Annotated in this window: 28 protein-coding genes and 1 riboswitch; of the genes, 6 read left to right on the top strand and 22 right to left on the bottom strand. The window is 60.1% G+C overall.

The window, feature by feature from the left end; all coding sequences use genetic code 11:
* Nucleotides 1-43 precede the first annotated feature (43 nt).
* The 15 genes from modC to moaA form a co-directional block, all read right to left on the bottom strand.
* A complete protein-coding gene (modC, locus tag MRK42_RS14020; protein WP_338610637.1) occupies nt 44-1,099 on the bottom strand; it encodes a molybdenum ABC transporter ATP-binding protein in 1,056 nt (351 codons plus the stop codon).
* Nucleotides 1,096-1,776: a molybdate ABC transporter permease subunit gene (gene modB, locus MRK42_RS14025; protein ID WP_042028172.1), complete on the bottom strand. Its 681-nt coding sequence runs from the start codon at nt 1,774-1,776 to the stop codon at nt 1,096-1,098. Before modB ends, modC begins: the two co-directional genes overlap by 4 nt.
* Before the next feature lie 21 nt (nt 1,777-1,797).
* Complete coding sequence (gene modA, locus MRK42_RS14030) at nt 1,798-2,523, bottom strand: molybdate ABC transporter substrate-binding protein (RefSeq protein ID WP_225631681.1); 726 nt, start codon at nt 2,521-2,523, stop codon at nt 1,798-1,800.
* 67 nt (nt 2,524-2,590) lie between these two features.
* On the bottom strand, nt 2,591-3,085 hold the full coding sequence (moaE, locus tag MRK42_RS14035; protein ID WP_026458667.1) for a molybdopterin synthase catalytic subunit MoaE: 495 nt from the start codon (nt 3,083-3,085) through the stop codon (nt 2,591-2,593).
* 99 nt (nt 3,086-3,184) lie between these two features.
* The gene (moaD, locus tag MRK42_RS14040; protein ID WP_061475784.1) at nt 3,185-3,430 is read right to left on the bottom strand and encodes a molybdopterin synthase sulfur carrier subunit; all 246 of its coding nucleotides are present in this window, start codon (nt 3,428-3,430) and stop codon (nt 3,185-3,187) included.
* The gene (moaC, locus tag MRK42_RS14045) at nt 3,427-3,921 is read right to left on the bottom strand and encodes a cyclic pyranopterin monophosphate synthase MoaC (RefSeq protein ID WP_338610644.1); all 495 of its coding nucleotides are present in this window, start codon (nt 3,919-3,921) and stop codon (nt 3,427-3,429) included. Before moaC ends, moaD begins: the two co-directional genes overlap by 4 nt.
* Before the next feature lie 23 nt (nt 3,922-3,944).
* Nucleotides 3,945-4,451 (bottom strand): molybdenum cofactor biosynthesis protein B, encoded by a 507-nt coding sequence (moaB, locus tag MRK42_RS14050; RefSeq protein WP_026458449.1) that lies wholly within the window; start codon nt 4,449-4,451, stop codon nt 3,945-3,947.
* A gap of 258 nt (nt 4,452-4,709) precedes the next feature.
* A complete protein-coding gene (locus MRK42_RS14055; protein WP_042027471.1) occupies nt 4,710-5,300 on the bottom strand; it encodes a cytochrome c3 family protein in 591 nt (196 codons plus the stop codon).
* Between the two features lie 11 nt (nt 5,301-5,311).
* Nucleotides 5,312-5,767, bottom strand: coding sequence for a nitrate reductase cytochrome c-type subunit (locus MRK42_RS14060; protein ID WP_042027472.1), 456 nt, complete (start codon nt 5,765-5,767; stop codon nt 5,312-5,314).
* A complete protein-coding gene (napH, locus tag MRK42_RS14065) occupies nt 5,767-6,642 on the bottom strand; it encodes a quinol dehydrogenase ferredoxin subunit NapH (RefSeq protein ID WP_338610648.1) in 876 nt (291 codons plus the stop codon). The genes MRK42_RS14060 and napH overlap by 1 nt, the downstream gene beginning before the upstream one ends.
* Entirely contained in the window at nt 6,639-7,373 is a 735-nt protein-coding gene (napG, locus tag MRK42_RS14070) for a ferredoxin-type protein NapG (RefSeq protein WP_026455826.1), read from the bottom strand. Before napG ends, napH begins: the two co-directional genes overlap by 4 nt.
* Nucleotides 7,374-7,389: 16 nt before the next feature.
* The gene (gene napA, locus MRK42_RS14075) at nt 7,390-9,879 is read right to left on the bottom strand and encodes a nitrate reductase catalytic subunit NapA (protein WP_042027475.1); all 2,490 of its coding nucleotides are present in this window, start codon (nt 9,877-9,879) and stop codon (nt 7,390-7,392) included.
* Nucleotides 9,876-10,145 (bottom strand): chaperone NapD, encoded by a 270-nt coding sequence (locus tag MRK42_RS14080; protein ID WP_026455825.1) that lies wholly within the window; start codon nt 10,143-10,145, stop codon nt 9,876-9,878. Before MRK42_RS14080 ends, napA begins: the two co-directional genes overlap by 4 nt.
* Nucleotides 10,146-10,174: 29 nt before the next feature.
* Complete coding sequence (gene napF, locus MRK42_RS14085) at nt 10,175-10,684, bottom strand: ferredoxin-type protein NapF (protein WP_268855875.1); 510 nt, start codon at nt 10,682-10,684, stop codon at nt 10,175-10,177.
* Nucleotides 10,685-10,949: 265 nt separating this feature from the next.
* Entirely contained in the window at nt 10,950-11,930 is a 981-nt protein-coding gene (moaA, locus tag MRK42_RS14090; RefSeq protein WP_042073358.1) for a GTP 3',8-cyclase MoaA, read from the bottom strand.
* Nucleotides 11,918-12,058, bottom strand: a riboswitch (molybdenum cofactor riboswitch). (Overlaps the previous gene by 13 nt.)
* Before the next feature lie 78 nt (nt 12,059-12,136).
* Between moaA and narQ the strand changes: the two genes are divergently transcribed.
* The 3 genes from narQ (at nt 12,137) to MRK42_RS14105 (ending at nt 15,167) form a co-directional block, all read left to right on the top strand.
* Nucleotides 12,137-13,849: a nitrate/nitrite two-component system sensor histidine kinase NarQ gene (gene narQ, locus MRK42_RS14095; RefSeq protein ID WP_042072842.1), complete on the top strand. Its 1,713-nt coding sequence runs from the start codon at nt 12,137-12,139 to the stop codon at nt 13,847-13,849.
* Nucleotides 13,849-14,487, top strand: a complete 639-nt coding sequence (gene narL, locus MRK42_RS14100; protein ID WP_026455821.1) for a two-component system response regulator NarL — start codon at nt 13,849-13,851, stop codon at nt 14,485-14,487. Before narQ ends, narL begins: the two co-directional genes overlap by 1 nt.
* A gap of 104 nt (nt 14,488-14,591) precedes the next feature.
* Nucleotides 14,592-15,167, top strand: coding sequence for an LON peptidase substrate-binding domain-containing protein (locus tag MRK42_RS14105; protein ID WP_026455820.1), 576 nt, complete (start codon nt 14,592-14,594; stop codon nt 15,165-15,167).
* A gap of 236 nt (nt 15,168-15,403) precedes the next feature.
* Here MRK42_RS14105 and MRK42_RS14110 read toward each other — a convergent pair whose 3' ends face one another.
* Nucleotides 15,404-17,500 carry an ATP-binding protein gene (locus tag MRK42_RS14110; protein WP_338610655.1) on the bottom strand — a complete coding sequence of 699 codons (2,097 nt, stop codon included), beginning with the start codon at nt 17,498-17,500 and terminating at the stop codon, nt 15,404-15,406.
* Complete coding sequence (locus tag MRK42_RS14115) at nt 17,497-18,702, bottom strand: FIST N-terminal domain-containing protein (protein WP_338610657.1); 1,206 nt, start codon at nt 18,700-18,702, stop codon at nt 17,497-17,499. Before MRK42_RS14115 ends, MRK42_RS14110 begins: the two co-directional genes overlap by 4 nt.
* Nucleotides 18,703-18,815: 113 nt before the next feature.
* Here MRK42_RS14115 and yvcK point away from each other — a divergent pair, with 113 nt between their 5' ends.
* The gene (yvcK, locus tag MRK42_RS14120; RefSeq protein ID WP_061475788.1) at nt 18,816-19,730 is read left to right on the top strand and encodes a uridine diphosphate-N-acetylglucosamine-binding protein YvcK; all 915 of its coding nucleotides are present in this window, start codon (nt 18,816-18,818) and stop codon (nt 19,728-19,730) included.
* Nucleotides 19,731-19,764: 34 nt separating this feature from the next.
* On the opposite strand, the gene MRK42_RS14125 is transcribed toward yvcK, so the two are convergent.
* The 3 genes from MRK42_RS14125 to lpcA all read right to left on the bottom strand — a co-directional run bounded on the left by MRK42_RS14125 (nt 19,765) and on the right by lpcA (nt 21,908).
* Nucleotides 19,765-20,100 carry an Hpt domain-containing protein gene (locus MRK42_RS14125; RefSeq protein ID WP_026455815.1) on the bottom strand — a complete coding sequence of 112 codons (336 nt, stop codon included), beginning with the start codon at nt 20,098-20,100 and terminating at the stop codon, nt 19,765-19,767.
* A gap of 306 nt (nt 20,101-20,406) precedes the next feature.
* Nucleotides 20,407-21,198: a class II glutamine amidotransferase gene (locus MRK42_RS14130; protein ID WP_338610660.1), complete on the bottom strand. Its 792-nt coding sequence runs from the start codon at nt 21,196-21,198 to the stop codon at nt 20,407-20,409.
* 131 nt (nt 21,199-21,329) lie between these two features.
* Complete coding sequence (lpcA, locus tag MRK42_RS14135; protein ID WP_026455813.1) at nt 21,330-21,908, bottom strand: D-sedoheptulose 7-phosphate isomerase; 579 nt, start codon at nt 21,906-21,908, stop codon at nt 21,330-21,332.
* 258 nt (nt 21,909-22,166) lie between these two features.
* Here lpcA and fadE point away from each other — a divergent pair, with 258 nt between their 5' ends.
* Both fadE and MRK42_RS14145 read left to right on the top strand, forming a co-directional pair.
* A complete protein-coding gene (fadE, locus tag MRK42_RS14140) occupies nt 22,167-24,623 on the top strand; it encodes an acyl-CoA dehydrogenase FadE (RefSeq protein ID WP_338610663.1) in 2,457 nt (818 codons plus the stop codon).
* A gap of 144 nt (nt 24,624-24,767) precedes the next feature.
* Nucleotides 24,768-26,042, top strand: a complete 1,275-nt coding sequence (locus tag MRK42_RS14145; RefSeq protein ID WP_338610665.1) for an amidohydrolase — start codon at nt 24,768-24,770, stop codon at nt 26,040-26,042.
* 93 nt (nt 26,043-26,135) lie between these two features.
* On the opposite strand, the gene MRK42_RS14150 is transcribed toward MRK42_RS14145, so the two are convergent.
* Both MRK42_RS14150 and MRK42_RS14155 read right to left on the bottom strand, forming a co-directional pair.
* On the bottom strand, nt 26,136-26,495 hold the full coding sequence (locus MRK42_RS14150) for an RnfH family protein (RefSeq protein ID WP_124240417.1): 360 nt from the start codon (nt 26,493-26,495) through the stop codon (nt 26,136-26,138).
* Complete coding sequence (locus tag MRK42_RS14155; RefSeq protein WP_026455810.1) at nt 26,488-26,922, bottom strand: SRPBCC family protein; 435 nt, start codon at nt 26,920-26,922, stop codon at nt 26,488-26,490. The genes MRK42_RS14150 and MRK42_RS14155 overlap by 8 nt, the downstream gene beginning before the upstream one ends.
* Nucleotides 26,923-26,932: the final 10 nt, after the last annotated feature.

Below are 26,932 nucleotides of genomic sequence, written 5' to 3' on the forward strand. Positions count from 1 at the left end.
GTCATCACACCCTTGGCATCACACAGTGCAGAAAACCTGCCGGTCAGCCTTCACTGACCAGGCTGACCGCCTTGATATAAGCGTATATCCGCTGATCCAGTTCCAGCGCCAGCCGGTTTGCCGAGCGGCTGGTGATCCGGGCCAGCAGTATCTGCTCCCCCAGCGCCAACTGCAACAGGGTCTGGCCGGGGCGCACTTCGCGCAGCGCCAGCAGGCGGGTAACCAGACAGTTGGAGAGACTGGAGTACTCGATGGGGGCGGTGGCGATTACCACGTCCCGTCCCGCCACCTTGATCTGCAACGGGCCAACCTCGTCCGGCGCATGAGACATGGTGACCCTCAGGGTCTGCTCCCCCAGTTGCAGGGTTGCCATCTGCTCGTCGTCATCGTAGTGGGCCAGGGTGGCATCGAGCATGACGCCGGCATCGTCGCGACTGGCGAGCGACAAATCGGTGCGGGCGAAGATCTCGCTCGGCCGGCCCTGCGCCTCCACCCTGCCCCCCTCCAGCAACACCAGCTGATCACACAAGAGGCTCACCTCCTCCATGGCATGGCTGACGAAGATCATCGGGATGCCGCTCTCTCGCTGCAGCCCCTTGAGCACATGGGCCTGATGGATGCGGCTGCGCCGATCCAGCGCCGAGAAGGGCTCGTCGAGCAGCAGCAAATCGGGCTCGGCCAAGAGCGCCCGCCCGAGCGCCACCCGCTGGCGCTGGCCACCGGAGAGAGCATGAGCCGGCTGCTGGAGCAGCTCGGCAAACCCGAGCCGTTCGGCAAGCACCTGCGGCTGCCAGCGGCCGCGCCCCTTGCGCGCCGCCAGTTGCAAGTTGCCCAGCACTGTCATGTGGGGAAAGAGTCGCGAGTCCTGAAACACCAGGCCGATGCGACGCATCTCGGGCAGCAGGGGAGCCAGCTCGTGTCCTCGCCAGTGCAAGCGGTCGCACGGCTGGCGATCCAGCCCGGCGATGATCCGCAACAAGGTACTCTTGCCACAACCGGAGGGACCGAACAGACCGAGGATCCCCCCCAGTTCGAGGGCGAGTTCGCAATCGAGGGTAAAGGGGCCGAAGGCACGGCACGCCTTGAATTGCAGGCTCATCCAAACAGTCTCCGCTGACGGCGCTGCAGCACCCCGTACACCAATACCAGCATCACCAGGGAGAAACCCATCAGCCCGCCCGCCAGATAGTGGGCATTCTGGTAGTCCATCGCCTCCACATGGTCAAACAGGGCAATCGAAAGTACCTGGGTTTCGCCGGGGATGTTGCCGCCAATCATCAACACCACGCCGAACTCCCCCAGGGTGTGGGCAAAGCCGAGCGCCGCCGCCATCACGAAGCTGGGCAGCGTCATCGGCAAGATGATCTGGAAGAAGCGCTCCCAGGGTCCCAGCCCCAAGGTGGCAGCAGCCTCCAGCTCCTTGTTGCCCATGTTGACAAAGGCAGAGGTGAGCGGCTGCACCACGAAGGGGAGCGAGTAGAGGATCGACGCGAACAACAGGCCGGTAAAGCTGAAGGCAAGTGGTGCCCCGAAGGTGTGGCGCCACCAGGCCCCCAGCCCGTATTCGGGGGAGAAGGCGAGCAGCAGATAAAAACCGAGCACGGTCGGCGGCAGCACCAGCGGCAGGGCCACCAGCGCTTCCACCAGGGGGCGCAACCGGTTCTGGCTGCGCGACAGCCACCAGGCCAGCGGCGGCGACAGCAAGAGCAGGATGCCCGTGGTACTGGCCGCCAGTTTCAGGGTCAACCAGACCGCCTGCAGATCCCCTTCACTCATGAATGACACTCGTCATGAATATCAAGGCAGGGCATAACCCGCCTCCTTGATGGTGTTCTGACCCGGCCCTTTGAGCCAGGCGACCAGAGCATCCACGGCCTCACCTTTTTTGAGCACCAGCCCCTGCTGCTCGATGGCAGGATAGAGGTTCTGTGGCACAGCCCAGGCTTCACCGGTTTTACCCGCTTCAACCAGATTGGCCCAGGCCACGAAGCCCATTTCGGCATTACCTGTGTCGACAAACTGCCAGGTCTGGCTGATGTTGGCCCCGGTCAGCACACGGTACTGCTTGGGATCGATCTTGAGACTCTCGAGGGTCGCCATGGCGGCGGCGCCATAGGGAGCGGTACGCGGGTTGGCGATGGCCAGGTTGTCCTGCCAGGCGCGAAGCTGAGCCTCATCCGGTGCGGGGCCCCCTTTCTTCCACAGCCCCAGTTGGCCAATGGCATAGGTGAAGCGCTCGCTGCCCTTGCCCTCTTTCTCCAGCTTCTGCGGGGTGGCCACGTCGGCGGAGAGGAAGAGATCGAACGGTGCACCATGGCTTATCTGGGTGTAGAGCACGCCGGTTGCGGCCGAAGAGATGGTCACCTGGTGGCCGGTCTTGGCGGTGAACTCCTGGCCAATACGCTCCAGCGTGCCCTTGAAGTTGGCCGCCACGGCCACCTTCACTTCGTCGGCCTGCACCTCGGCACTGTGCAGCGCACCGGCACAGACTCCCAACACCAATACAGATAACAGCGGTTTCATTTCTTTCCTCCTGATGCGGGTCTGGCATGGCCCGGCCCGGAAATAGGAGCCATGGTTCTCGGCGAACCTACTCCTCTCGTTGCGACCCGGGCTGCTGCCAGCGGGCGGCGGCCGCATTGTCGCTCTCTTTTGCGTCAACCCAGCGCTTGACCCCGTCAGCGGTCAGCTCTTTTTTCCAGAAGGGCGCGCGCGTTTTCAGAAAATCCATGATGAAGTGACAGGCATCGAAGGCCGCCTCGCGATGGGCACTGCTCACCGCCACCAGCACGATTTGATCGCCCAGCATCAGCTCGCCGATGCGGTGGATGAGGGTGCACTCCTGCAAAGGCCAGCGGCGGCGCGCTTCGGCCACGATCTCGATCAGCGCCTTCTCGGTCATGCCGGGATAGTGCTCGAGGGCCAGCCCCTTGACCTCCTCCCCCTGATTGAAATCACGCACCTTGCCCACGAAGGTGACGATGGCGCCGGTATCGGCGCGAGTGGCGAGGCGGGCATACTCATCGGCCAGCGAAAAATCGGCCTGCTGGACCAGGATGCGATCCGTGGTGCTTGTCTGGCTCATGTCAGCCTCCGGTCGTTACGGGAAGGAGAGGGAAGAAGGCCACTTCGTCGCCACCGCACAGCCCAGTGATGCGATCCACTGTCATTATCTCGCGCATCCTTAACCTCCGGTCACGGGGGGGAAGAAGGCCACTTCATCACCATCGTGAAGTTCGGTGGCAAGGGGCACCAGAGTCTGGTTGACCGCCACCAGCAGCTTGCCCTCCTCCAGCGCCAGCGCCCACTTGTCACCGCGCTCGCACAGGGCGGCACGCAGCGCCTCGGCAGTGGCATAGTCGCAGGGCAGGGTCAGCTCGTCGCACGCCACCAGCTCCCTGACCTGGGCAAAAAACAGTACCTTGATCATGCCTGCTCTCCTCTGTTGTCACCGACCAGGAAGTGGCCGGATTTGCCCCCCCGTTTCTCAACCAGGCGAACCTGCTCGATCACCATGTCTTTTTGTACCGCCTTGCACATGTCGTAAATGGTGAGGGCCGCTACCGACGCTGCGGTAAGCGCTTCCATCTCTACCCCCGTCTTGCCGGCGAGTTTGCACAGGGTGCGGATATGCACCCGGTTCTGCTCGGGCAGCGGAGCAATCTCTACCTCCACCTTGGTGAGCGCCAGGGGGTGGCAAAGGGGGATCAGATCCGAGGTTTTCTTGGCCGCCATGATGCCGGCGATGCGGGCGGTGGCGAACACATCCCCTTTATGGTGCTGGCCGCTCAGGATCAGGGTCAGGGTCTCGGGGGCCATGGCAACAAACGCCTCGGCGCGCGCCTCACGCTCGGTGACCTGCTTGTCGGTCACGTCCACCATGTGGGCTTCGCCGCTTTGGTTGAGATGGGTCAGGTTCATCACTATCCCTTTCATGCAGGTGTTCAAAGATGGGAGACAAAATTGCACGGCTTGGTGCGGGCATCGAGCTGATCGCGGATAAGCTTCTCCCACCCCAGGCGGCAGGCACCGGTCGAACCGGGCAGGCAGCAGATCAGGGTGCGATTGGCCAACCCGGCGAGGGCGCGGCTCTGCATGGCAGAGCCCTTGATCTCGGCAAACGAGAGCTGGCGAAACAACTCGCCAAAACCTTTGACGGTGCGGTCGAACAGCACGCCGACCGCTTCAGGCACCCGGTTCTGATCGTTAAAACCGGTGCCGCCATTGACCAGTACCACCTGGATGCCCTCGTCGGCAATCCACTGGCTGACCCGGGAGCGGATCTGATAGAGATCGTCGGCGAGCAGCGCCCGATCGGCCAGCTGATGTCCCGCCTCGCTCAACGCCGACACCAGGTAGTCACCCGAGCTGTCTTCGGCGGCAGTGCGGCTGTTGGAGACCGTCAGTACGGCGATCTTGAGGGGAATAAATTCGTTATGTTTCTGTCCCATCGGGCAGCTCCTGTTAGCTATAAACCGTGAGAAATATGAGAAAAGGGCAAGGAGCCCAGGGCAGTCTCCCCTTGCATGTTGACGGGAACAACCAGGTTCAGTCACCAGCACTTGTTCACTCGGGATCCTGCACGGTGGGCTGATTCTATCAAAGGTTTCACTGGATATGGGTCTAAAGGGTTCACAAAACCATCCTTTACCCCACCGGTTGGCAAAAAAAAGACGCAGGCCGGATAAATCCGGCCTGCGTCTTTTGGGTTAGAACCCCTTCACCCCTGTCATGTCCGGGAGCTGGTGCGCTATCCCCTTGTGACAGTCGATACAGGTATTCTCGCCACTGGCCAGGTTGGTCGAGTGCATCTTGGCAGCGCGCTGCCCTTGCAGGGAGAAGTCCATGTATTCGAAGTTGTGACAGTTACGGCACTCTCTCGAATCCGTATCCTTCATCCGTTTCCACTCCCGCTCGGCCATCTCGCGTCTGTGACTTTCGAACTTCTCGCGGGTGTCCACCTTGCCGGTGAGCTTGCCCCACAGCTCCTTGGACGCCTGCACCTTGCGAATGATCTTGTAGGTCCACTCATGGGGCACGTGGCAATCCGGGCAGCTGGCGCGCACGCCGGAACGGTTGGCGTAGTGGATGGTATCACGGTACTCCACGTAGACGTTGTCGCGCATCTCGTGGCAACTGGTACAGAAGGCTTCGGTGTTGGAAGCTTCCATGGCGGTGTTGAAGCCACCCCAGAAGATGACCCCGCCAAAGAAACCCATCATCAGCAGCACCCAGAGGGCGGCCTTCGAGGGAGACTTGAAGGTGGTCCACAGTCGCTGCAAAAAACCGGGTAATTTCATCTATGGGCTCCTCAGTTCAGGGCTTCAACCGGCTTGAAGGTATTCTCCACCAGCGGCTTGGCATCGGCTTGCGGTACGTGGCACTGCAGGCAGAAGTAGCGACGCGGGGAGACTTCACCCAACGTGCTGCCATCACGGGTCTCGAAATGAGTCGGGCTAATCTTGGGCGCCTTCATCCTGGTGGCATTCTTGAAGCTGTGGCACGCCAGGCACTTGTTGACCTTGTTATCCACCTCGTAGTTGCGGATATCGTGGGGGATCAGCGGCGGCTGATGGATATATTGGCGATCATAGCTGTCGCCATCCTTGCGAAAGTTCTTCAAGGGGGCCGGCGCCGCCTCGGTCACCAGATCGGTAGACCCCCGCTCAGACTTGATCCCCCCGGTGCTGTTGGTGATCTCGGAGGTGGCAGCCATCAAGGAACCCGCCATCAGGCAGGCCAGCATTGCTCCAATCAGCTTTTTCATTAGTTATTCTCCAATGTTTTTTCTGCCTTGACGGCAAAACCTACTTTGATTTCAAAAACATGCTCCGCGCAGACATCGATGCAACGGCCGCAGTTGGTACATTCCTGAGCCACTATCAGGGGCCCGTGACCGCGCTTGGCGCCATGAACCGGCCCGCGCAGGATGGGGCGCTCGGGACAGACTGCATAACAATCCATGCAGTTGCTGCAACGCTCGCGCCCCGAGGCTGCAATCTTGATAAAACCGACACGGTTCACCAGGGCGTAGAAGGCCCCGACCGGGCAGAGGTGACCACACCAGCCGCGCTCCACCACGAACAGATCGAACAGAAACAGCACCGCCAGCAGCATCCACCCCGCCCCCATGCCAAACAGCAGGCCACGCAGGGCAAGCGATACCGGGTTGACCAGCTCCCACACCAGTACGCCGGCGATGGCTGGCGCCACCAGTACCATGGCCAGCAACCAGTAGCGGGTATTGCGGCTGAACTGGCCATTGCCCTTGAGACCGAGCCGGGCTCGCAGCCAGGCGGCGGCATCCGTGATGAGGTTGACCGGACAGACCCAGGAGCAGAACACCCGCCCCCCGACCAGCCAGTACCCCAGCAGCACGATGGCCGCTCCCAGCCACAGGGTGGTGATGGGCCAGTGGCCCGCCGCCACCGACTGCAGCAGGGTGAGGGGATCCGTGAAGGGAACCGTCTCCAGCAGCAATGAGCTGGAGAGGTTGCCCTTCAAGATCCACACGCCAGCCAGCGGCCCCAGCAGAAACAGCCCCAACACGCTGAGCTGAGTCAGACGGCGCAGCAGCAGGAAGCGGTGTGACCGCCACCAGCCGAGACGCGCCCGTGCCTCTTGTCCCGGATAACGGCTCATAGTCCCTCCGGTTTGCGAGTTGGCAGGGTCAGTCGCTCACCGATGAGCGACTTGCCCGCCTTCTGTTTCTCTTCCCAGCCGAGCCGGTAGTGATGGCCCAGCTCCCCCTTGGCAAGGGCACGGGGCACCACCTTGATGGCGGCCTCCTCCAGCACGCAGGCATGCTCGCACTTGCCACAGCCGGTGCAGACATCGCTGTGCACCGTGGGCAGGAACATGGCGTGCTTGCCGGTACGTTGGTTGTGTTGCAGATCCAAGGTGATCGCCTTGTCGATGAGCGGGCAGACCCGGTAACAGACATCGCAACGCAGGCCCAGATAGTTGAGGCAGGTCTCATGGTCGATAAGTACCGCCACCCCCATCCGCGCCTGATCGATGTCGGTCATGGCCTGATCCAGCGCCCCGGTCGGGCAAGCCACCACGCAGGGGATGTCGTCACACATCTCGCAGGGGACGCTGCGCGCCTTGAAATAGGGCGTTCCCGTGGTGACGGGCTCAAACAGCCGGGCAAGCTTGAGGGTATCGTAGGGGCAGGCCTCGACGCAGAGCCCACAGCGCACACAGGCACCGAGAAACTCAGCCTCGTCGAGGGCCGCTGGCGGGCGCAGTGCCTGGGCCGGCACCGCCTCCACCTGCTGGCGGGCCATGCCGCCCAGCCCCACACCAAGTAGGCCCATACCACAGGCCCCCTTGGCCATGTCGGCCAGAAACTGGCGACGACTACGACTCATCTCTCGCTCCCCCGCCTCAGGCCTTCATCACCTTGACGGCGCACTTCTTGTAATCCGTCTCTTTGGAGAGCGGATCGGTGGCGTCCAGGGTCAGCTTGTTGACCAGCTGGCTCGCATCGAAGAAGGGCATGAACACCAGGCCTTTGGGCGGACGGTTGCGACCACGGGTCTCGACACGAGTCTTCACCTCGCCACGGCGGGAGGTGACAATCACCTCTTCACCACGGCGCACGCCACGGGCTTTGGCATCTTCCGGGTGCATGAACAGCACCGCATCCGGGAAGGCGCGATAGAGCTCGGGGACACGGCGGGTCATGGTGCCGGTGTGCCAGTGTTCCAGCACGCGGCCGGTGGAGAGCCACAGATCGTACTCTTTATCCGGCGATTCGGCGGCAGGCTCGAACGGCAGCGCGAAAATCACAGCCTTGCCGTCAGGTTTGCCATAGAAACGCACTCCCTCCCCCGCTTTCACGTAAGGGTCAAACCCTTCGCGATAGCGCCACAGGGTCTCCTTGCCATCCACCACAGGCCAGCGCAGGCCGCGCGCTTCGTGATACTGCTCGAACGGTGCCAGATCGTGACCATGGCCACGACCGAAGATGGCGTACTCCTCGAACAAGCCCTTCTGCACATAGAAGCCAAAGTGTTCGGCCTCGTCGTTAAGATCCCCCTTGCTCTGCTCTTTCGGGAACTTGTTGACCTGACCGTTGGCATAAAGCACGTCGAACAGGGTTTTGCCCTTGAGTTCAGGCATCTTGGCAATAAGCTCGGCCGGCCACACCTCATCCACGGTGAAGCGCTTGGAGAATTCCATCAGCTGCCACAGATCGGATTTGGCCCCTTCCGGAGACTTGACCTGCTGGTGCCAGAACTGGGTACGACGTTCGGCGTTGCCATAGGCCCCCTCTTTCTCCACCCACATGGCAGTTGGCAGGATGAGGTCTGCCGCCTGGGCGGTCACGGTCGGATAGGGATCGGACACCACGATGAAGTTGCGCGGATCCCGGTAGCCGGGCAGGCGCTCCTGATTCATGTTGGGACCGGCCTGCATGTTGTTGTTGCACATCACCCAGTAGGCGTTGAGCTTGCCGTCTTTGAGCATGCGATCCTGCAGCACGGCGTGGTAGCCCACCTTGTCGGGAATAGTGCCTTCCGGCAGTTTCCAGACTTTTTCGGCGATAGCGCGGTGCTTGGGATCGGTCACCACCATGTCCGCCGGCAGACGGTGGGCGAAGGTACCCACTTCACGGGCAGTACCGCAGGCAGAGGGCTGACCGGTCAGGGAGAAGGGACCATTGCCCGGCTCGGAGATCTTGCCAGTGAGCAGGTGAATGTTGTAGCAGAGGTTGTTGGCCCAGACGCCACGAGTGTGCTGGTTAAAGCCCATGGTCCAGTAGGAGACCACTTTCTTGCTCGGGTCGGCATAGAGTTGAGCCAGTTTTTCCAGCTTGTCCTTGGAGACACCGGAGAGCTTGGAGACGGAGTCGACATCGTAATCGGCGACGAACTTGGCAAACTCCTCAAAGGTCATCGGGGTCGCGTCGCCGCTATCCGGGTTCTTGGCCTTCTGCTGCAGCGGATCGGTCGGGCGCAGACCGTAACCAATATCGGTCACCCCCTTCTTGAACACTGTGTGCTTGTTGACGAAGTCCCAGTTCACCTTGTCGTTCTGGATGATGTAGTTGGCGACATAGTTGAGGATCGCCAGATCGGTCTGGGGCGTGAACACCATGCCGTTGTCCGCCAGTTCGAAGCTGCGGTGCTCGAAGGTGGAGAGCACGTGCACCTGCACTTCCGGAGTGGAGAGACGGCGATCGGAGATACGGGACCAGAGGATGGGGTGCATCTCGGCCATGTTGGAACCCCACAGCACGAAGGCGTCGGCCTGCTCGATATCGTCGTAGCAGCCCATGGGCTCATCCATGCCGAAGGTACGCATGAAACCGACGACCGCGGATGCCATGCAGTGGCGGGCGTTGGGGTCAATGTTGTTGGAGCGGAAACCCGCCTTGAACAGCTTGGCAGCGGCATAGCCTTCCCACACGGTCCACTGGCCGGAACCGAACATACCGACCGCAGTCGGGCCCTTTTCTTTCAGGGTGGCCTTGAACTTCTCGGCCATGATGTCGAAGGCTTGATCCCAGCTGATGGGGGCGAAATCACCATCTTTGTCGAACTGGCCGTTCTTCATCCGCAGCAGGGGCTGGGTGAGGCGATCCTCGCCATACATGATCTTGGAGAGGAAGTAGCCCTTGATGCAGTTGAGGCCACGGTTGACGGGTGCATCGGGGTCACCCTGGGTCGCCACGACACGCCCATCCTGGGAACCCACCAACACGGAGCAGCCGGTACCGCAGAAGCGGCAGGGGGCCTTGTCCCATTTGATGGCGGTTTTATCGGTACTGGTGATCAGATTGGCCGCCATGGCGGGGGCACTGACACCAGCCACGGCAGCGGCAGCCGCCACCGCATTGGCCTTCATAAAGTCGCGTCGACTCAGCTTCATGACATATCCTCGCATTGCTTATCGAGTTCATCGAACTGGTGGTAAATCAGGGCGGCGGACAACACTCCCGGCATCGCCTGAATAGCATCAATAGCCGCCATGATGGGTTGCTGGCTCTCACCTTCCAGGGTGACGACCAGCTTGCCCTCTTCACTGACAGCGTGGACCTCGGCTCCTTCCAAAGCCGCGATCTGTTCAGCGAGCCGGTGACGCAACATGGGTTGGGTCAGCACCACCAGGCTCGATACGTGGAACTCTTGGGTCATTGTGGCTCCTGCTTCACAAACATCCTGATTCATATTGGGTTCTCCGACCCGGGAGCGCCAACCCGGATGCTGCCTACCGGGCAGTCCATCACACAGGCACCGCAACCGGTGCACGAGGCGGCATCAATACTGGGGGTTGGCACCCGACCCAGCATGGGAGAAAAGCGAATGGCGCGGGTTTCACAACTGTCCTGGCAGCGCTGGCAAAACACCTGGGTACTGGCCAGACAGTTGGCTTCAATATGGGCTATGTATTGCCAGGGCGCCTCAGTGGTCGGACGAAAAATAGGCGCCTTGCAGGCCGCGACACAATCACCACAGAAGGTACATTCACCGTGTCGGAACTCCACCATGGGAAAGCCGCCATCTCCCTTGACCAGGATCTGCTCTGGACAGGCCGTCAGGCAGTCGCCACAGCGAGTACAGTCGGCTACGAAGTCGGGCCAGGGGAGTGACCAGGGTAACTGGACGCCTGGCTCTTTCGACGTCAAACGACCGCGAAACAGACCCCGACGTGACAGGTTGACACCCTCTGGCATATCGACTCCTTCCTGGTGATAGATAGCGCACTGGTGATCAATAGCGCACGGGCGAGTCCGATGACGGACATCTGCAATACCAATTATAAGATTGGGCGTATATTGCGGCCCTGACAAGTTCAGGGATATACCACCAGGGAGATAAACAGGGGGGATTCTTGCGCTGGATCAAACCCTTGGCGCAATAATGTTCGATGGGCATACATTTTGTACCCCATTGGAAAAAGCCACTTGGTAGGTGGTGATGGTCAGGTGTGCGAGCGGTTTAGCCGCCTATCGATGCCAGATGAGGCGTCGCGCCGGCATTCCCTTCATGCAGCCGATGGGTGGCCGCCTTGCCACTGAGCGCCGAGCGAATGCGTTGTTGCAACGCCTCCTGCTGGCCGTCTGCACCAAGCAGATCCCGCAGCTCGACGCCATTGTCGCCAAACAGACAGAGGTGCAACTTGCCCACCGAGGAGACCCGCAGCCGGTTGCAACCAGCACAGAAATCCTTGCTGTAAGGCATGATGAGACCGACGCCCCCTTGTGACTCCGGGTGCATGAAGACCTGGGCCGGACCGTCGTCCTTGCCGCGCAGTTGCTGAACCCAGCCACTTTCCAGCAGGCGCTGTTTGATCTGCTCACCGCTGACATGATGGTTCTGAAACAGGGTATCCATCTCACCGGTCTGCATCAGCTCGATGAACCGCAACTCGATGGGCTTGTGCTTGATCCAGGCCAGAAAGGCCTCCAACTGGTAGTCGTTGAGCCCCTTGAGCAGCACCGCATTGATCTTGACCGATTTGAAACCGGCGGCCAGGGCGGCTTCGATCCCCTCCATGACTTCTGCCAGCTTGTTCTCGCCGGTGATCTGGTGAAACTGGCGGGGATCCAGGCTGTCGACACTGACATTGAGGGCGGAAAGCCCAGCATCAAACCACTCGCGGGCTCGCTCCTTGAGACGATAACCGTTGGTGGTCATGGCCACTTTCTCGATGCCCGGGGTGCTTGCCACGGCTTCAATGATCGAAGTGAAATCGCGACGCAGGGAGGGCTCCCCCCCGGTCAGGCGCACCTTGCGGGTACCCATGGCGGCAAAGCCGCTCACCACACGGCGGATCTCGTCTACCGAGAGAAAGGATTTGCGCCCTTCCGGACGATAGCCGTCCGGCAGGCAATAGGTGCAACGGAAATTGCACACGTCGGTGATCGACAGGCGCAAATAGTAAAAACGACGGGAAAAACCATCTTCAAGTGGCGACATAAACACCTTTCCAAATACGGGAGGCCAGGGCATTTCTTTCCTGACCCTTACAGCTCGAACATCGGCTGACGGCTGGTTTCCCCCTATCTCAAGGACTTAGGCAAAACCGCTCGGAGTTCATCTAGTTTTTCGATACTAACACAAGTTGGAGTACACTCCCACGCAACTAAAGAGGTAATCCACACATTCCGGAGACTTTTGGCATCATGCAAAAACGGTTCAGGGTCCGCTCGGTCAGCAGTGCCATCGGCCGATCCATGATTTTGATCCTCTTCATGGCCAGTCTGATCGCGCTGGTCGCCATGGTCACCCTGTTCTATTCGGTACCCGACGCCAAGGCGATCAACCTGTCCGGCTCCCTGCGGATGCAGGCCTACCGAATGGCCTACGAAATCGAGCAGGGTGAGAGCGTACTGGGACGCCTTAACCAGTTCGAAGAGACGCTCCATGCCAGGGAGTTGCAGGAGACCCAGCGCTGGATCACCCCGGCCTCCCTGCGCCGCACCTATGGTGAGGTGGTCAGCCAGTGGCAGGAGATGCGCCAACATATCGAAGATCGGACTCCCAGACGATATACCGACAACACCGAAAAATTTGTGGCCGCCATCGACAATTTCGTCAACCAGATGCAATACCACGTGGAGTTCAAGGTACGCATGCTGGCACTGGCCGAAGGGTTGGGATTGCTCTCCATCATCACTATTGCCTGGTTCACGGTGCGCTTTACCCGCCAACAGGTGGTGGCCCCCCTCAATCAGCTGGTCTATTGCGCTCGCCAGATCCAGCGCCAGGAGTTTGATCTGATCCTGCCGGCCCATCGCGACAACGAGCTGGGCGAGCTGTCACGGGCCTTTGGCACCATGGCGGACGAGCTTGGCAAGCTTTATCGGGAGCTGGAGAACAAGGTCGAGGAGAAAACGGCCAAGCTGCAGCAGGCCAACGACACCCTCTCGTTTCTCTACAGCACTGCCCAGAAGCTGCACACGGCCCCGCTCAGTACCCGCACGCTTATCAAGCTGCTGGATCGCGCCGCGGCCCACCAGCATATCGATTACATCCGGCTGACCCGTTTCGAGAACAACGTCATGCCGGTTTACCTTTCCGGTCGCACCGGCTGGCCCGGGGATCTCGACGCGGTAGCCAGCTTCTATCTGCAGATGGATGAGCAGGAGTTTGGCCGGCTCGACATCATCAGCCAGCATCCCATCGACGAGCGCCTCATCAAGAACTTCACCATGTTGCTGGCCCAGGTGCTGCACAAGGATCAGACCCTGCTGCAACAGCAAAGGTTGCTGTTGATGGAAGAGCGTGCCGTCATCGCCCGCGAACTGCACGACTCGCTGGCCCAGGCCCTCTCCTACCTCAAGATCCAGTCCACCCTGCTCAAGCGCTCCCATGCCAAGGGCCAGCAGGAGAAAGCGCTGGAGGCGATGCAGCAAATCGACGAAGGACTCAGCAACGCCTATACCCAACTGCGCGAGCTGCTCGGCACCTTCCGCCTGACCATAGGGGATGCCAATCTGGGTGAAGCCATCCGGGTCATGCTGGAACAACTGCAACCCCAGACCACGGCAGAGATAAGGCTTCATTACGGTCTGTCCGACACAGATCTGGAGGCTGGCCAGCATATTCATATCCTGCAGCTGATCCGTGAGGCAGTGCTCAATGCCATCAAACATGCCCATGCACAAGTGATTGATGTTAGCTGTCAGACCCTCGCAGATGGTAATATTGAGGTTCAAATTTCAGATGACGGTGTCGGGATTGGTCTCGCCAGCTCAGCGATCAACCACTACGGTTTGAGCATTATGAACGAGCGCGCCAGCAAGCTGCATGGCCTGCTGACCATCAGTGAACTGCAGCCACAAGGCACCCGGGTGCATCTGACTTTTCCCACCAGTCTAACGAGAGACGCTTGATGGACGTGATGAAATACAGTGTTCTGGTCGTAGATGACCATCCCCTCATGCGCAAAGGGATTGTGCAGTTGCTGGCTCTGGAAGAGAACATGGATGTCACCGGCGAAGCTTCCAATGGTACCGATGCCGTGGCCCTTGCCAAAGAATCCGAACCGGATTTGATCCTGCTGGACCTCAACATGAAAGGGCTATCCGGCCTCGACACCCTCAAGGCGTTGCGTGCCGAGGAGATCACCTCACGGGTCGTTATTCTGACCGTCTCCGATGCCCGCCAGGACGTGGTGGCCCTGCTCAAGGCCGGCGCCGATGGTTATCTGCTCAAGGATACCGAACCCGACCTGCTGCTGGCCCAGCTGGCCGATGTGATGACCGGCAAGCAGATCCTGAGCGAGCCGCTGCGTCCCTACCTCGAGAACATCTACGAGCTGGATCACCTGCAGCAGAAACTCGAAAGCCTCACGCGTCGCGAAATGCAAATCCTGCGCGAAATTGCAAAGGGACTCTCCAACAAACAGGTGGCTTCCGTCCTCCATATCTCTGAAGGCACGGTCAAGGTGCATGTGAAGAGCCTGCTGAAGAAACTCGAGGCGCAAAGCCGCGTGGAAGCGGCCGTCATGTATCTGGAGCAGCGCAACTAAGCGCCTTCCCTTCCCTCTAAAAGCCACCTTCAGGTGGCTTTTTTCATTCTCTGGCACAGTCGCTGCATTGTCTTATCCAGCAACTACTCAATGGAGGATGGAACATGAAAATTCAACCTTTGGCCCTGTTCCCCCTGCCTTCCCACATACTTCCGGGCGGCAAGCTGCCTCTGCGCCTGTTCGAGTCCCATCATCTGCAGATGCTCAAGGAATCGTTCATCAACGATCAGGGCTTCGGCATCGTGATGGAAGAGTCGACCACCTCGGGACAATCCGGCCGGATCCTGCCTGTCGGCACCCGGGTCAAGGTCACCGATTTCTACACCCTGAACGACGGATTGCTGGGCGTCACCGTACTCGGTCTGGAACGCTTCTGCATCCATGAGATGGAGACGGATCCGAGCGGTTTGCGACGGGCAAAAGTGGAAATGCTGCCCAACTGGCCCAGCATCCATTCGGACTTCAACGACAAGTTGTTGGTGAATCGCCTGCGGGAAGTCTTCGAGCAGTATCCGGAACTGGATGAACTCTATCCCGAGAAACGATTTGAAGATGCCTCCTGGCTTTGCCAGCGCTGGCTCGAGATCCTGCCGATGCCGATTTATGAAAAGCAGATGCTGATTGCCAAACAAAACAGCGAAGCGGCTCGTCAATTTCTGCATCGCCTGATTTCGCAGTGATAAAATGCCTTTGCAAAATGCAATTATTCCGACAATGAAAATTCATTATTCGCATTTTGCAAAAGGCAGGGAGATGAAAAAGAGAGAGCCGTTGCGCTAATCGGCCGAATTGAACACAAAAAGAGTCATTAAAAGTTGGCACAGATTTTTCATACAGTTTAATACAACCCGATTTATCCCGTGCTCTCTTCAGTATTTGCTGAAGAACTGGTCAACCTAACAAGTTGACCATTTTTTTATCCGCGCTCCGGCAATCGCAGACTGAAATGGCGCGCCAGGCACTCCCGCAGCCTCGCCAGGGTGATCGGCTTGGCCAGAAAATCATCCATCCCCTGCGCCAGGCAGCTCGCCTTGTCCTCCGCCATCGCATTGGCCGTCAGCGCAACTATGGGGATGGTCACCCCTTGCGCACGCAGTCGCCTGGTGGCTTCCAGCCCATCCATCTCGGGCATGCGCATATCCATCAAGATCAGATCCGGCAGCTGCTCTTCCACCAGTGTCAGAGCATCTAGGCCATTGGCGGCCAGGCGCACCTTGCTGACCAGTTTTTGCAACATCAGGGAGACCACCAGCTGGTTAACCGGGCTGTCTTCCACCACCAACACATCCAGTGGTAGCAAGGTCTGGGCACTCTCTTCCCGTACCGGTTGACAATGACAGGGCTGGGCCATGCCGGGGAGATCAAACCAGAAACAACTCCCCTTGCCAGGCTCGCTCTCCAGCCATATCTCCCCTCCCATCAATGCCACCAGGCGTTTACTGATGGCAAGCCCGAGCCCTGCGCCGGAGAAGCGGCGCGTCGCCGAGTTGTCGACCTGGGAGAAGGGTTTGAACAGCAGGGTCTGATCGGCCGCAGCAATACCAAGCCCGGTATCGGTCACGGACACCCTCAACATCTGGTCATGCCACTCCAGCCGCAAAACGATCCGGCCCTGCTCGGTAAACTTGAGGGCATTGTCCAGCAGGTTGCCGATCACTTGCGACAATCGCATCGGATCCCCCTGCAACGTCTGTGGCACCGCCTCGTCTACCTGGCACAACAGCTCGATGCCACTGGCCTTAGCCCGGGGCAGCAGGGGTTCGATGATCGATTGACACAACCCGACAGGTTGCAGACTTTCGCACTGCAGCAACAAGGTCTGGGACTCGATTTTCGAGAAATCTAGCACATCGTCGATGATGGTTTGCAGCAGACGGGCAGAATGGGTGGCATGGCGCAGCAGCGCCTGCTGATCGCTAGACAATTCGGCATGCAGCAACAGATCGAGCATGCCCAGCACCGCGTTCATGGGAGAGCGGATCTCGTGGGTCATCATGGCCAGGAACTGGGATTTGGCCCGGTTGGCAGCTTCCGCCTCATCACGAGCCCTGGCCAGCTCCTCTTCCCGCTTGATCTGGTTGCTGATATCCCGTGCCGTCCCGCGATAGCCGAGGAAGTGGCCGTTCTGATCCATGTAGGGTTCCGCGTTCACCTCCATCCAGCAGGCTCTGTCCTGCAAGGCCACCAGAACCCGCACCGCCCGTAGTGGCGCCCGCTGCTCAAGCAGCCGCAGGTAACCCTGGGATTCCGGACTCTGCTTGTTGTATAGATAGTCATGCAGGGTTGGCTGGGAGGAAGGGGTAATGAATTCCTCCATGTAACCCGGTTCGGAGGCAAAACTGAGGCGATGCTCGGCATCGGTTTCCCAGAACCAGTCGGAAGCCATGGCGGCAAAGCTGCGAAAACGACGCTCACTGGCCTGCAATGCCTCGGTTTTGGCGGCGACCTGCTCCTGCAAACGGGCACGGTAGGTGATATTGACCAGCGCCTGGGCGATGAGCGGACGACAGCGTTGCATCGCGGCCTTGCTGGTAAGATCGAAGGTGCCTGCCTGGGAATGGCGACAGATGAGGATGGCGGTAAAACCCGGGGCCTGCAATCCGGTCAAGAGCAGGCTGGCCCAGCCAGGTTCACAGGCCAGAGGCGCCAGCTCGGGCAGCAGGGAGGGATCGTAGATCACCAGGGTTTCGCCGGCGATGGCCCTGGCAAACGCCGGCGTCATTGACCAGAAGCGCCCCTGTTCTCCCGTCTCGCTGCTCAGGTGGGTAATGCCCTGTTCTCCCTCCCAGGCCACCACATCCGCGTGTTCAAAACCGATGAAGGGTCTCAGTACCTCGATCAGACTCTCCAGTACCCGTTCTAGGGTCTTGGCATCAGCCAGGGTCTCTACCCCTTTGAGCAGAGTTTGGGACTCGTCACGGTACCTGGCTTCACGTTCACGGCAACGGGTAAGATCGACCAGAGCGGTTTGCAACTTTTCGCCCAGCGCCTCCAGTTCACCGCTCTCCATCATCTTGTCGCCTGTCCTGTGTCATTGGTCAGAAAGATCACGCTCGACACCATCAGGTTGCCATGAGCCAGCTCGCCATGGGGCAGCCGCCCCTGCTCCCCGAAGGTAAAGGGGGTGATGAAGGGGATCTGGCCAAGCCGGGACTGGCTCTGCTCCACAAACTGATACAGCATATCACCCAGCGCCAGACGGCAACCAGCACAGAAGATGATCAGCGCCCCGACGGGTTGCAATCTGGCATCGACACCGTACTCGGGATCGATCCGGATGGCACTGAGGCTGCGCTGCAACAGCCCTTCCTGGCTGCTGTACATCAACCACAGGCGCTCGCCCACGGTCACGTCGGTGAAAAGACGTAGCCCACCTCGCTCCGTCACGGCTTCGGGATGGGAGAGCTTGTAGTAAGGGACGCCATCCAGGGTACCCACCTGACGGGCCAGAGGGGTCAGGGTGCTCTCGTGCAGGATGGGGCCCACTGGCCAGGATTGCTGCCGGCCACACCAGCGGGCATACACCTCTGCGGCAGGCTCATGCTCGATCGTCAACACCTCGCGCCCATCACAGGAGGTGATGGCGCCGTGGCTTTCGGCGGGTACATAACCGGAGTGAAACTGGAAGGCCAGCTGGCAGTCAGGATAAAGCACCGCCAGCGCCACCCCCTGCTTGCTCTGCCCTTCACTCCAGCAAAGTTGCCAGTCGCCACTCACCTTATTGTCCGCCGCCGAGCCACCGACCACGGGCACCGAGTGACCAAACTCAGCTTCGATAGAGGCAAGCACCTCCTCCTCCTGGCCCGGGCTGGAATGAACCAGAACAAGCTGGGGCAGTTCGCCCGGGCGACCACACTCGAGCATGGCCCGGCGCAGCAACAGACGCACATCCACTGGTTCCCCCTCGGCGCCGGCAACGCCGTAAGCCCCCTTCTCATCATAAAAAGCAGCCACTGCCACGCCATGTTCCTGCCTGACATGGTGTCCCATTTCGGTCATCACGCCACCGCAGGAGCTGCACCCCAGCAAGGGGGTCGTCGGAAATTGACGCCTAAGCTGCTCACGCAGTACCGCAGCATCATGGGCCTGGGTAAAATAGACCAGCAACAGGGAAGGCGCCTGCATGGCATGGTGATGAAGCCGCGCGCAGATATCTTGAGCCGCCAGCAGGGAATTTTCCTCAAGAGAGTGAACGGTCAGAAAGTTCAACACCATCTCCTTGCGTTATCGGATTCATGTCGCAAGCAAAAGTCATACCCTTATCAAGTAATTAGCTGATATTCCTTGCTAACATAACCTTCTATCAACCCCAGTGACAGGATGCCCTCATGTGGCAAAAAAACATCAATGACTTCGATCGGGTCGTTGCCATCGGTGGTGGCCACGGTATGGGCCGGGTGCTCTCCGCCCTCTCCTTCCTTGGTCAGCGGCTGACCGGTATCGTCACCACCACGGATGATGGCGGCTCAACCGGCCGTCTGCGCAAGAGCCAGGATTGCATCGCCTGGGGGGATCTGCGCAACTGCCTGAACCAGCTGGTCACCGACCCCAGTATCGGCAGCCTGCTGTTTGAGTACCGCTTCGCCGGCCGTGGCGAACTGGCAGGGCACAATCTTGGTAACCTGATGCTGCTGGCACTGGACAACCTTTGTGTCCGCCCTCTGGATGCTATCAAGCTCATCAGTGACATGCTCAAAATTGAATCACAATTGTTACCCATGTCCGAATTACCCACCGATCTCTGTGCCCATATGGAGTGCGGCAACCAGATCCTAGGAGAGGTCTCCATCGATCAGCTGGCCACTCCTCCCCTCTCCTTGAGCCTGATGCCGGAAGTGCAGGCCACCCGCGAAGCGGTACAGGCGCTGCAGCAGGCTGACATGATCATCCTGGGCCCAGGCAGTTTTCTCACCTCCATCATGCCGCCGCTGCTGTTGGCGGAGATCGCCCAGGCCATCAACGAAAGCAATGCCATGGTGGTGTTTATTTGCAACCTGGTCGCGGAAAAAGGGCCTGCCGGCCAGCTGGATCTGGCCAGCCAGTGCCGCTGGCTGGAATCCAGGATCGGACATGGCCGAATTGATGCTATTCTGGCGCCCTTTGGCGCAGGGGAAGGGGGAACATGGCAAGGTCGCCTGATCGAAGCCGATCTGGGCGAGACGGCATTGCCCCATCGCCATGACCGGCTGAAACTGAAGCTGGCGCTGGACAAGACCATAGGGCACCTGCTCAACCAGCGTTAAGACGCAGTCACTGCCGTATGGCAGTGGCTGGTTTTCAGTGGTAATCGGCCAGAAAGGCCAACACCTGTGGCAGAGAGTGTTCGAGCTGCTGCAGCTGACGCGCGGCCTCGTCACCATCGGCCTGCTTGCACGCCAGCTCCAGCGCCATCACCTGCTGATAGCTCGTCAGGGCACCATAGCTGCCGCAGGAGGATTTCATGCTGTGTGCCACCCTGGCCAGCGCCTCCCAATCCTGTTGTTCATAAAGTGGCCTGAGCTGGCTCAGCTGCTCCCCCACCTCTTCGATAAACACGGTTATCACGACCGGCAACATCTCCTGACCGATATCGTCAGCCAGCTGTTGCAACACCTTGCGATCCACCCACTCCATGCGAGGCCTCTCAAAATGGTATTCAAACAGACCATACTATAGATAGTTTTCGGGCCACGGACGCCCGGACAGCTCACCTGAGACCGGCAAACTGCTTCAACATCCAGCCCAAAAGACGAAAAACGTGATCAGGCTCAAAATATCAACGCGCTTTGACAGCAATGCAAAACAACATCATTGCAACAAATTAACATTCAAGTAACACTAAGCATCATCAGAGTGATGATGCTCAGCAACACCTCTCATCCCTTTTGCCCTTTATGGCTGCTGCGAAGAACCAGGGTAGGTATCTACCCTGGTATTTTTTTATTGGCCGATCTCGTCGTGATTGCTGGCGATACGCTCACCCAGCCGGAACAAGTTGAACTCACCAGGTTCCATCTTGACCCAGTACTCATTCCCAGTCAGCGGACGAGTCGTGATGATGGTCACCACGTCATTGGGGGTCGTCTCGCTATGAAAATCGATCACGACCTCTTCATCCAGCAGACTCGCTTCACCAAAGGGGGCACGCCGGGTCAACCAGTGCAGATTGTTGGAGCAAAAAGTCATCACATACTCCCCGTCCGAGAGCAGCATGTTGAACACCCCGAATGCCCGCAGCTCGTCACACAGGGTGGCGAGGTAGCGAAACATGGCGGGGAAGTTGGCTGGCCGCTTGGGATACTTCTGCTCCAGCCTGTCGAGCAGCCAGCAGAAAGCGTGTTCGCTGTCGGTATCCCCCACTGGCCTGTGCCGCCCGGTGGCCAGCCTCTTGTAGCCGGTCAGCTGACCGTTGTGGGCAAAGGTCCAGTACCGTCCCCACAGCTCGCGGGTAAACGGATGGGTATTTTCCAGCGACACGCAGCCCCGGTTGGCCTGGCGGATATGACTGACCACGGCGCAGCTCTTGATGGGCAGCGCCTGTACCAGCCTGGCGATGGGAGAGTGGGCACTGGGCTCGGGATCCTTGAAGGTACGAAACCCCTTCCCCTCATAGAAGGTGATCCCCCAGCCATCCTTGTGGGGACCCGTCTTGCCACCGCGCAGCATCAGGCCGGTAAAACTGAAGCAGATATCGGTCGGCACATTGGCGCTCATGCCGAGCAGTTCGCACATATCTGGACCACTCCTTCCTTGACTACTTGTTCATCTGGCTGGCTTGGCAGAAAAGCATAGCCTTTGCATCAAGCCGCTTGTCCAGATTGGCGATGCCGGACAGGCACACTCCTGCCCGGCGTCGATGCCACTTACTTGGCCATCTCTTTTTCGACCAGCTGGATCAGGATATGGATCACCTTGATGTGCACTTCCTGAATGCGGTCGGCATAACCGAAGTGCGGAACGCGGATCTCCACATCGGCCAGACCCGCCATCTTGCCACCATCCTTGCCGGTCAGGGCGATCACCTTCATGCCCTTGGCACGGGCCGCCTCGATGGCCTTGAGGATGTTGCCGGAGTTACCGCTGGTAGAGATGCCGAGCAGCACGTCACCACGGCGGCCGACAGCCTCGACGTAGCGGGAGAAGACGAAGTCATAGCCAAAGTCGTTGGAGACGCAGGAGAGGTGGCTCGGATCCGAGATGGCGATGCCGGCATAACCCGGACGGTTCTCGCGATAGCGGCCGGTCAGCTCCTCGGCAAAGTGCATGGCGTCGCAGTGGGAGCCACCGTTACCACAGGAGAGTACCTTGCCTTCCTCTTTGAAGGAGTCAGCCAGCAGCTTGGCGGCCGCCTCGATATTCTTCAGATTCTGCTCATCGGCCAGGAAGGCTTGCAGCACGCTGGCGGCTTCGGTCAGTTCATTGCGGATCAATTCTTGGTACATGATGTCTCTTCCACTTTTTTAGTGTGCGTGTAAGTCGCCGCTATTCTCGCACAAGGCAATCCCGTCGTCGCCCCCTCCCTAGGCAGGTCGCGCCACAGGCTGGCCTGCCACGTTACGGGGATCACAGTCGCAAGGTAATGAGCTTGTAAACAACTTGATAACTTTGTGCATATGAATTACAACAAGGGCCAGACCAAACAGGTCAGACCTCTGGATCAGTTACGCCACATTGGCAACCTATCACGCAAGGAGCAAGCAATGACGACGACCCTCACTCTGCTCGGGGTGATCCTGGTTATCGGAGCCCTGGCTTATCGCCGGGCATCCCTGTTCATCTCGACCCTGGTAACCTTCGCCGCCCTTATCATCGGGGCCCTCTACGGTCATGTGCCCTTGCTGGTATGGGCCCTGTTTGCCGTGGTTGCCATCCCCCTCAACCTGGTGGAATTTCGCCGCAACCAGCTGACCAAGCCGCTGTTCAAGCTCTACAAATCCATCATGCCAGAGATGTCCCGTACCGAAAAAGAAGCCATCGAAGCGGGCACTACCTGGTGGGAAGCCGACCTGTTTGCCGGCGATCCGGACTGGAAGAAGCTGCACGCCATCCCAGTCAGCACCCTGTCGGCAGAAGAGCAGGCTTTCCTGGACGGCCCGGTGGAAGAGGTGTGCCGCATGGTGAGCGACTGGGAGGTAACCCACGAGCGCGCCGATCTCTCTCCCGAGGTGTGGCAATACCTGAAGGACAACAAGTTCTTCGCCATGATCATCAAGAAAAAATATGGTGGTCTGGAGTTCTCCGCCTACGCCCAGTCTTGCGTGCTGCAAAAACTGTGCGGCGCCAGCGCCGTGCTCGCCTCCACCGTCGGCGTGCCCAATTCCCTCGGCCCGGGCGAGCTGCTGCAACACTATGGCACCGATGAGCAGAAGGATTACTACCTGCCGCGTCTCGCTGTCGGTAAAGAGATCCCCTGCTTCGCCCTGACCAGCCCGGAAGCGGGTTCGGATGCGGGCTCCATCCCTGACTTCGGCATCATCTGCAAGGGCGAGTGGGAAGGAAAAGAAGTTCTCGGCATGCGCCTGACCTGGAACAAGCGCTACATCACCCTGGCCCCCATCGCCACCGTGCTGGGGCTCGCCTTCAAACTGCGTGACCCGGAGCACCTGTTGGGTGACGAAGAGGAGCTCGGCATCACCTGCGCCCTGATCCCGACCCACATCAAGGGAGTCGGCATCGGCCGTCGCCACTTCCCGCTCAACGTGCCGTTCCAGAACGGCCCGACCCAGGGCAAGGACGTCTTCGTCCCCCTCGATTTCATCATCGGCGGCCCGGCCATGGCCGGACAGGGTTGGCGCATGCTGGTGGAGTGCCTCTCGGTCGGTCGCGGCATCACCCTGCCCTCCAACAGCACCGGTGGCGTCAAGATGCTGGCCCTGGCGAGCGGCGCCTACAGCCGCATCCGTCGCCAGTTCAAGCTGCCCATCGGCAAGATGGAAGGCATTGAAGAGCCGCTGGCCCGCATCGGTGGCAACGCCTACATCATGGGCGCCGCGGCCAACCTGACCGTGACTGGCATCGACCTTGGCGAGAAGCCCTCGGTCATCTCCGCCATCGTCAAGTACCACCTCACCGACCGTGCCCAGAAGTGCATCATCGATGCCATGGACATCCACGGCGGCAAAGCCATCTGCATGGGTCCCAACAACTATCTGGCCCGCGGCTATCAAGGTGCCCCCATCGCCGTCACGGTGGAAGGAGCCAATATCCTGACCCGCAGCATGATCATCTACGGCCAGGGCGCCATCCGTTGCCACCCGTACGTGTTGCCCGAGATGCTGGCGGCCAGCCATCCGGACAAGGAGCAGGCCCTCAAAGACTTCGACAAGGCGGTGTTCAGCCATGTCGGCTTTGCCATCAGCAACCTGGTGCGCAGCTTCTGGCTGGGTCTCACCGGTGCCCGCTTCGCCGCTGCCCCCTATGGGGATCAGACCAAGCGCTACTATCAGCAGCTCTCCCGCCTCTCCGCCAACCTGGCGCTCCTGTCGGACATGGCGATGGGCACCCTGGGGGGCGAGCTCAAGCGCAAGGAGCGGGTCTCCGCCCGTCTCGGCGACGTGCTGAGCCAGCTCTATCTGGCCTCCAGCGCTCTCAAGCGCTATCAGGACGAGGGTCGTCAGCAGGCCGACCTGCCGCTGCTGCACTGGGCGCTGCAAGATGCCCTGTTCAAGGCACAGGAGGCGATCGACGAGCTGCTGCGCAACTTCCCGAACAGTTGGATTGGGTTGGCTCTGCGCGTCATCGTGCTGCCGCTGGGCCGCGACATGAAGCGCCCGAGCGACAAGCTGGACAACCAGGTGGCCCGCCTGCTGCAAACTCCGAGCGAAACCCGCAGCCGCCTGGCCAAGGGGCAGTACCTCACCCGCGAGGAGGGCAACCCCTTCGGCCTGCTGGAGCAGGCACTCGATGACGTGCTGGCCGCCGAACCGCTGTTTGACAAGGTGTGCAAGGCCGATGGCATCAAGCGTCCCTTCCTGGCGCTGGACAAGGTAGCCGACATCGGACTGGCCGCCGGCGTGCTGAACCAGAGCGAGGCCGACCTGCTGCGCCGCGCCGAAGTGAGCCGCCTGCGCACCATCAACGTCGATGATTTCGACCCCATCGATCTGGTGGCCAACAAGCAGCTGTTTGAAGCTTCCGCTTACCATCACGCGGCCTGAGTCGCCGCTCTGCCAATGACGCCTCCCACCGGGAGGCGTTTTTTATTCTGTACGGTAGCGACAAAGCGCCAGCCGCCTCCCCTCTGTTCTTGATCACAAAAAAGGGCACAATAGCCGGCAGTTCAAACACACAAGGAAGCCGAGATGAGCCTTGAGCACCTGATCCAGTGGCGCCGCGATCTGCACCGCCTGCCGGAAGCCGCCTGGAAAGAGTTCCGCACCACCAGCCTGATCGCCCACCACCTGAGCGGACTCGGCTATCACATCGTGCTCGGTGACAAGCTGCTGGCCAGCAATCTGGTGATGGGGCGGGATCTGGACGTGGCAGCCGAGAAGGCCCGCGCCCGCCGCCAGGGGGCGCATCCCGACTGGCTGGATCGCATTGGTGACTTTACCGGTCTGATGGGGGAGCTGGACACCGGCCGCCCCGGCCCGACGCTCGCCTTTCGCTTCGACATCGATGCGGTGGAAGTGGAAGAGTCCGGCGACGAGCAGCACCAGCCGCAGCGGGAGGGGTTTGCCTCCCACAACAAGGGGTGGATGCACGCCTGCGCTCACGATGGCCACACCGCCATCGGCATGGGGCTGGCCAGCCGGCTGATGGCGATGAAAGAGCAGTTGGGGGGACGCATCAAGCTCTTCTTCCAGCCGGCCGAAGAGGGGTGTCGCGGCGGCAAGGCGCTGGCCGCCGGCGGGGCGCTCGATGACGTGGATGCCCTGCTCTCCCTGCATATCGGTATCCACGCGAGCAGCGGCGAACTGGTGATCAACCCCACCGAGTTTCTCTGCTCCACCAAGTTCGATGTGCACTTCATGGGTACGGCGGCCCACGCCGGTCTTGAGCCCAACGCCGGTTGCAACGCACTGGCCGCCGCCTGCATGGCCACTTCCGCCATGCTCGCCATTCCCCGCCACCGGGATGGCATGACCCGCATCAATATCGGCCAGCTCAACGGCGGCAGCGGCCGCAACGTGATCCCCGATCATGCCGAGCTGCGCGGCGAGACCCGCGGCGCCGACAGCTCGCTGAACGACTACATGTTCGGCCAGGTGCAACGCATCGTCGAAGGGGTTGCCATGGCCCACGGGGTCACCTACCAGATCATCAAACAGGGCGAGGCCATCGCGCTGGACAACAGCCCCACCCTGCAGGTCGAACTGACCGCCCTGGCCCGCCAGCTGGGGCTCGCCACCATCCAGACTCGCCGCTTCGGCGCCAGCGAGGATGCCGGTTTTCTGATGGAGCGGGTACAAAAGCAGGGAGGCGAAGCCGCCTACCTGGTGCTCGGCGCCGATCTCGCGGCGCCGCACCATCACAATGCCTTCGATTTCGATGAGCGGGTGATGCAAAGCGGGGTCGATCTGCTGACTTCCTGGGTGCTGGCCCGTCAGGGCACACAGCCAGCGGCGGCGCGCTGACCAGCACGGTAAAAGGCTATATCGCAGGATCAAAAAAGGCGCCCTGGGCGCCTTTTTTGACGAATGCATCGCAATGGATCCCGGAGCGACTCACTAGTGCGACTCGCCATCGCCCCGCTTGCGATTGGTGTTGGGGCGACCGCCGGTCACCGCATCGGCCCGACCTTCCTCTTTGGCCTTCTCGGCCCGTTTCTTGCGCATCTCGCGCGGATCGGCGATGAGCGGTCGATAGATCTCGATACGATCCCCGTCCTGCAAGTGATCACTCCCCTTGACCGGACGACTGTAGATACCGAACTTGTTGACTGCCAGATCGATCTCCGGGTGCTTTTGCACGATACCGGACTGCTCGATGGCGTCCAGCACGCAGGTCTCTGGCGCAACCCTCAACTCAATCACCGTCTGCTGCTGCGGCAAGGCGTAGACCACCTCTATGGTGAGCTGCTCAGACACCGTAAACCTCCTTCGCCCGGTTGGAGAAGGCGGCGACCATGGAACTCACCAGATCGCGGAACACCTGACCGAAGGCCACCTCGATCAGCTTGGAGGTAAATTCGAAATCGAGATCGAACTCCACCTTGCAGGCATCCACATCCAGCGGAGTGAAGGTCCACCAGCCCGCCAGCTTGCGAAACGGGCCATCCACCAGCTCCATCCTGATCTGGCGGTTCATGTCCAGCTGATTGCGGGTGGTAAAAGTCTTGGCAATGCCCGCCTTGGCCACATCCACCGAGGCCATCATGTAGTCATCGCCGGCCTCGTGCACGCGACTGCCGACGCAACCGGGCAAAAATTGCGGATAGGCATCCACATCGTTAACCAACTTGAACATCTGTTCTGCACTGAACATCACCAGGGCACTGCGAGTAATACGGGGCATGGCTTTTCCT

The organism is Aeromonas sp. 19NY04SH05-1, assembly GCF_040581895.1.
Classification (GTDB): domain Bacteria; phylum Pseudomonadota; class Gammaproteobacteria; order Enterobacterales; family Aeromonadaceae; genus Aeromonas; species Aeromonas enteropelogenes.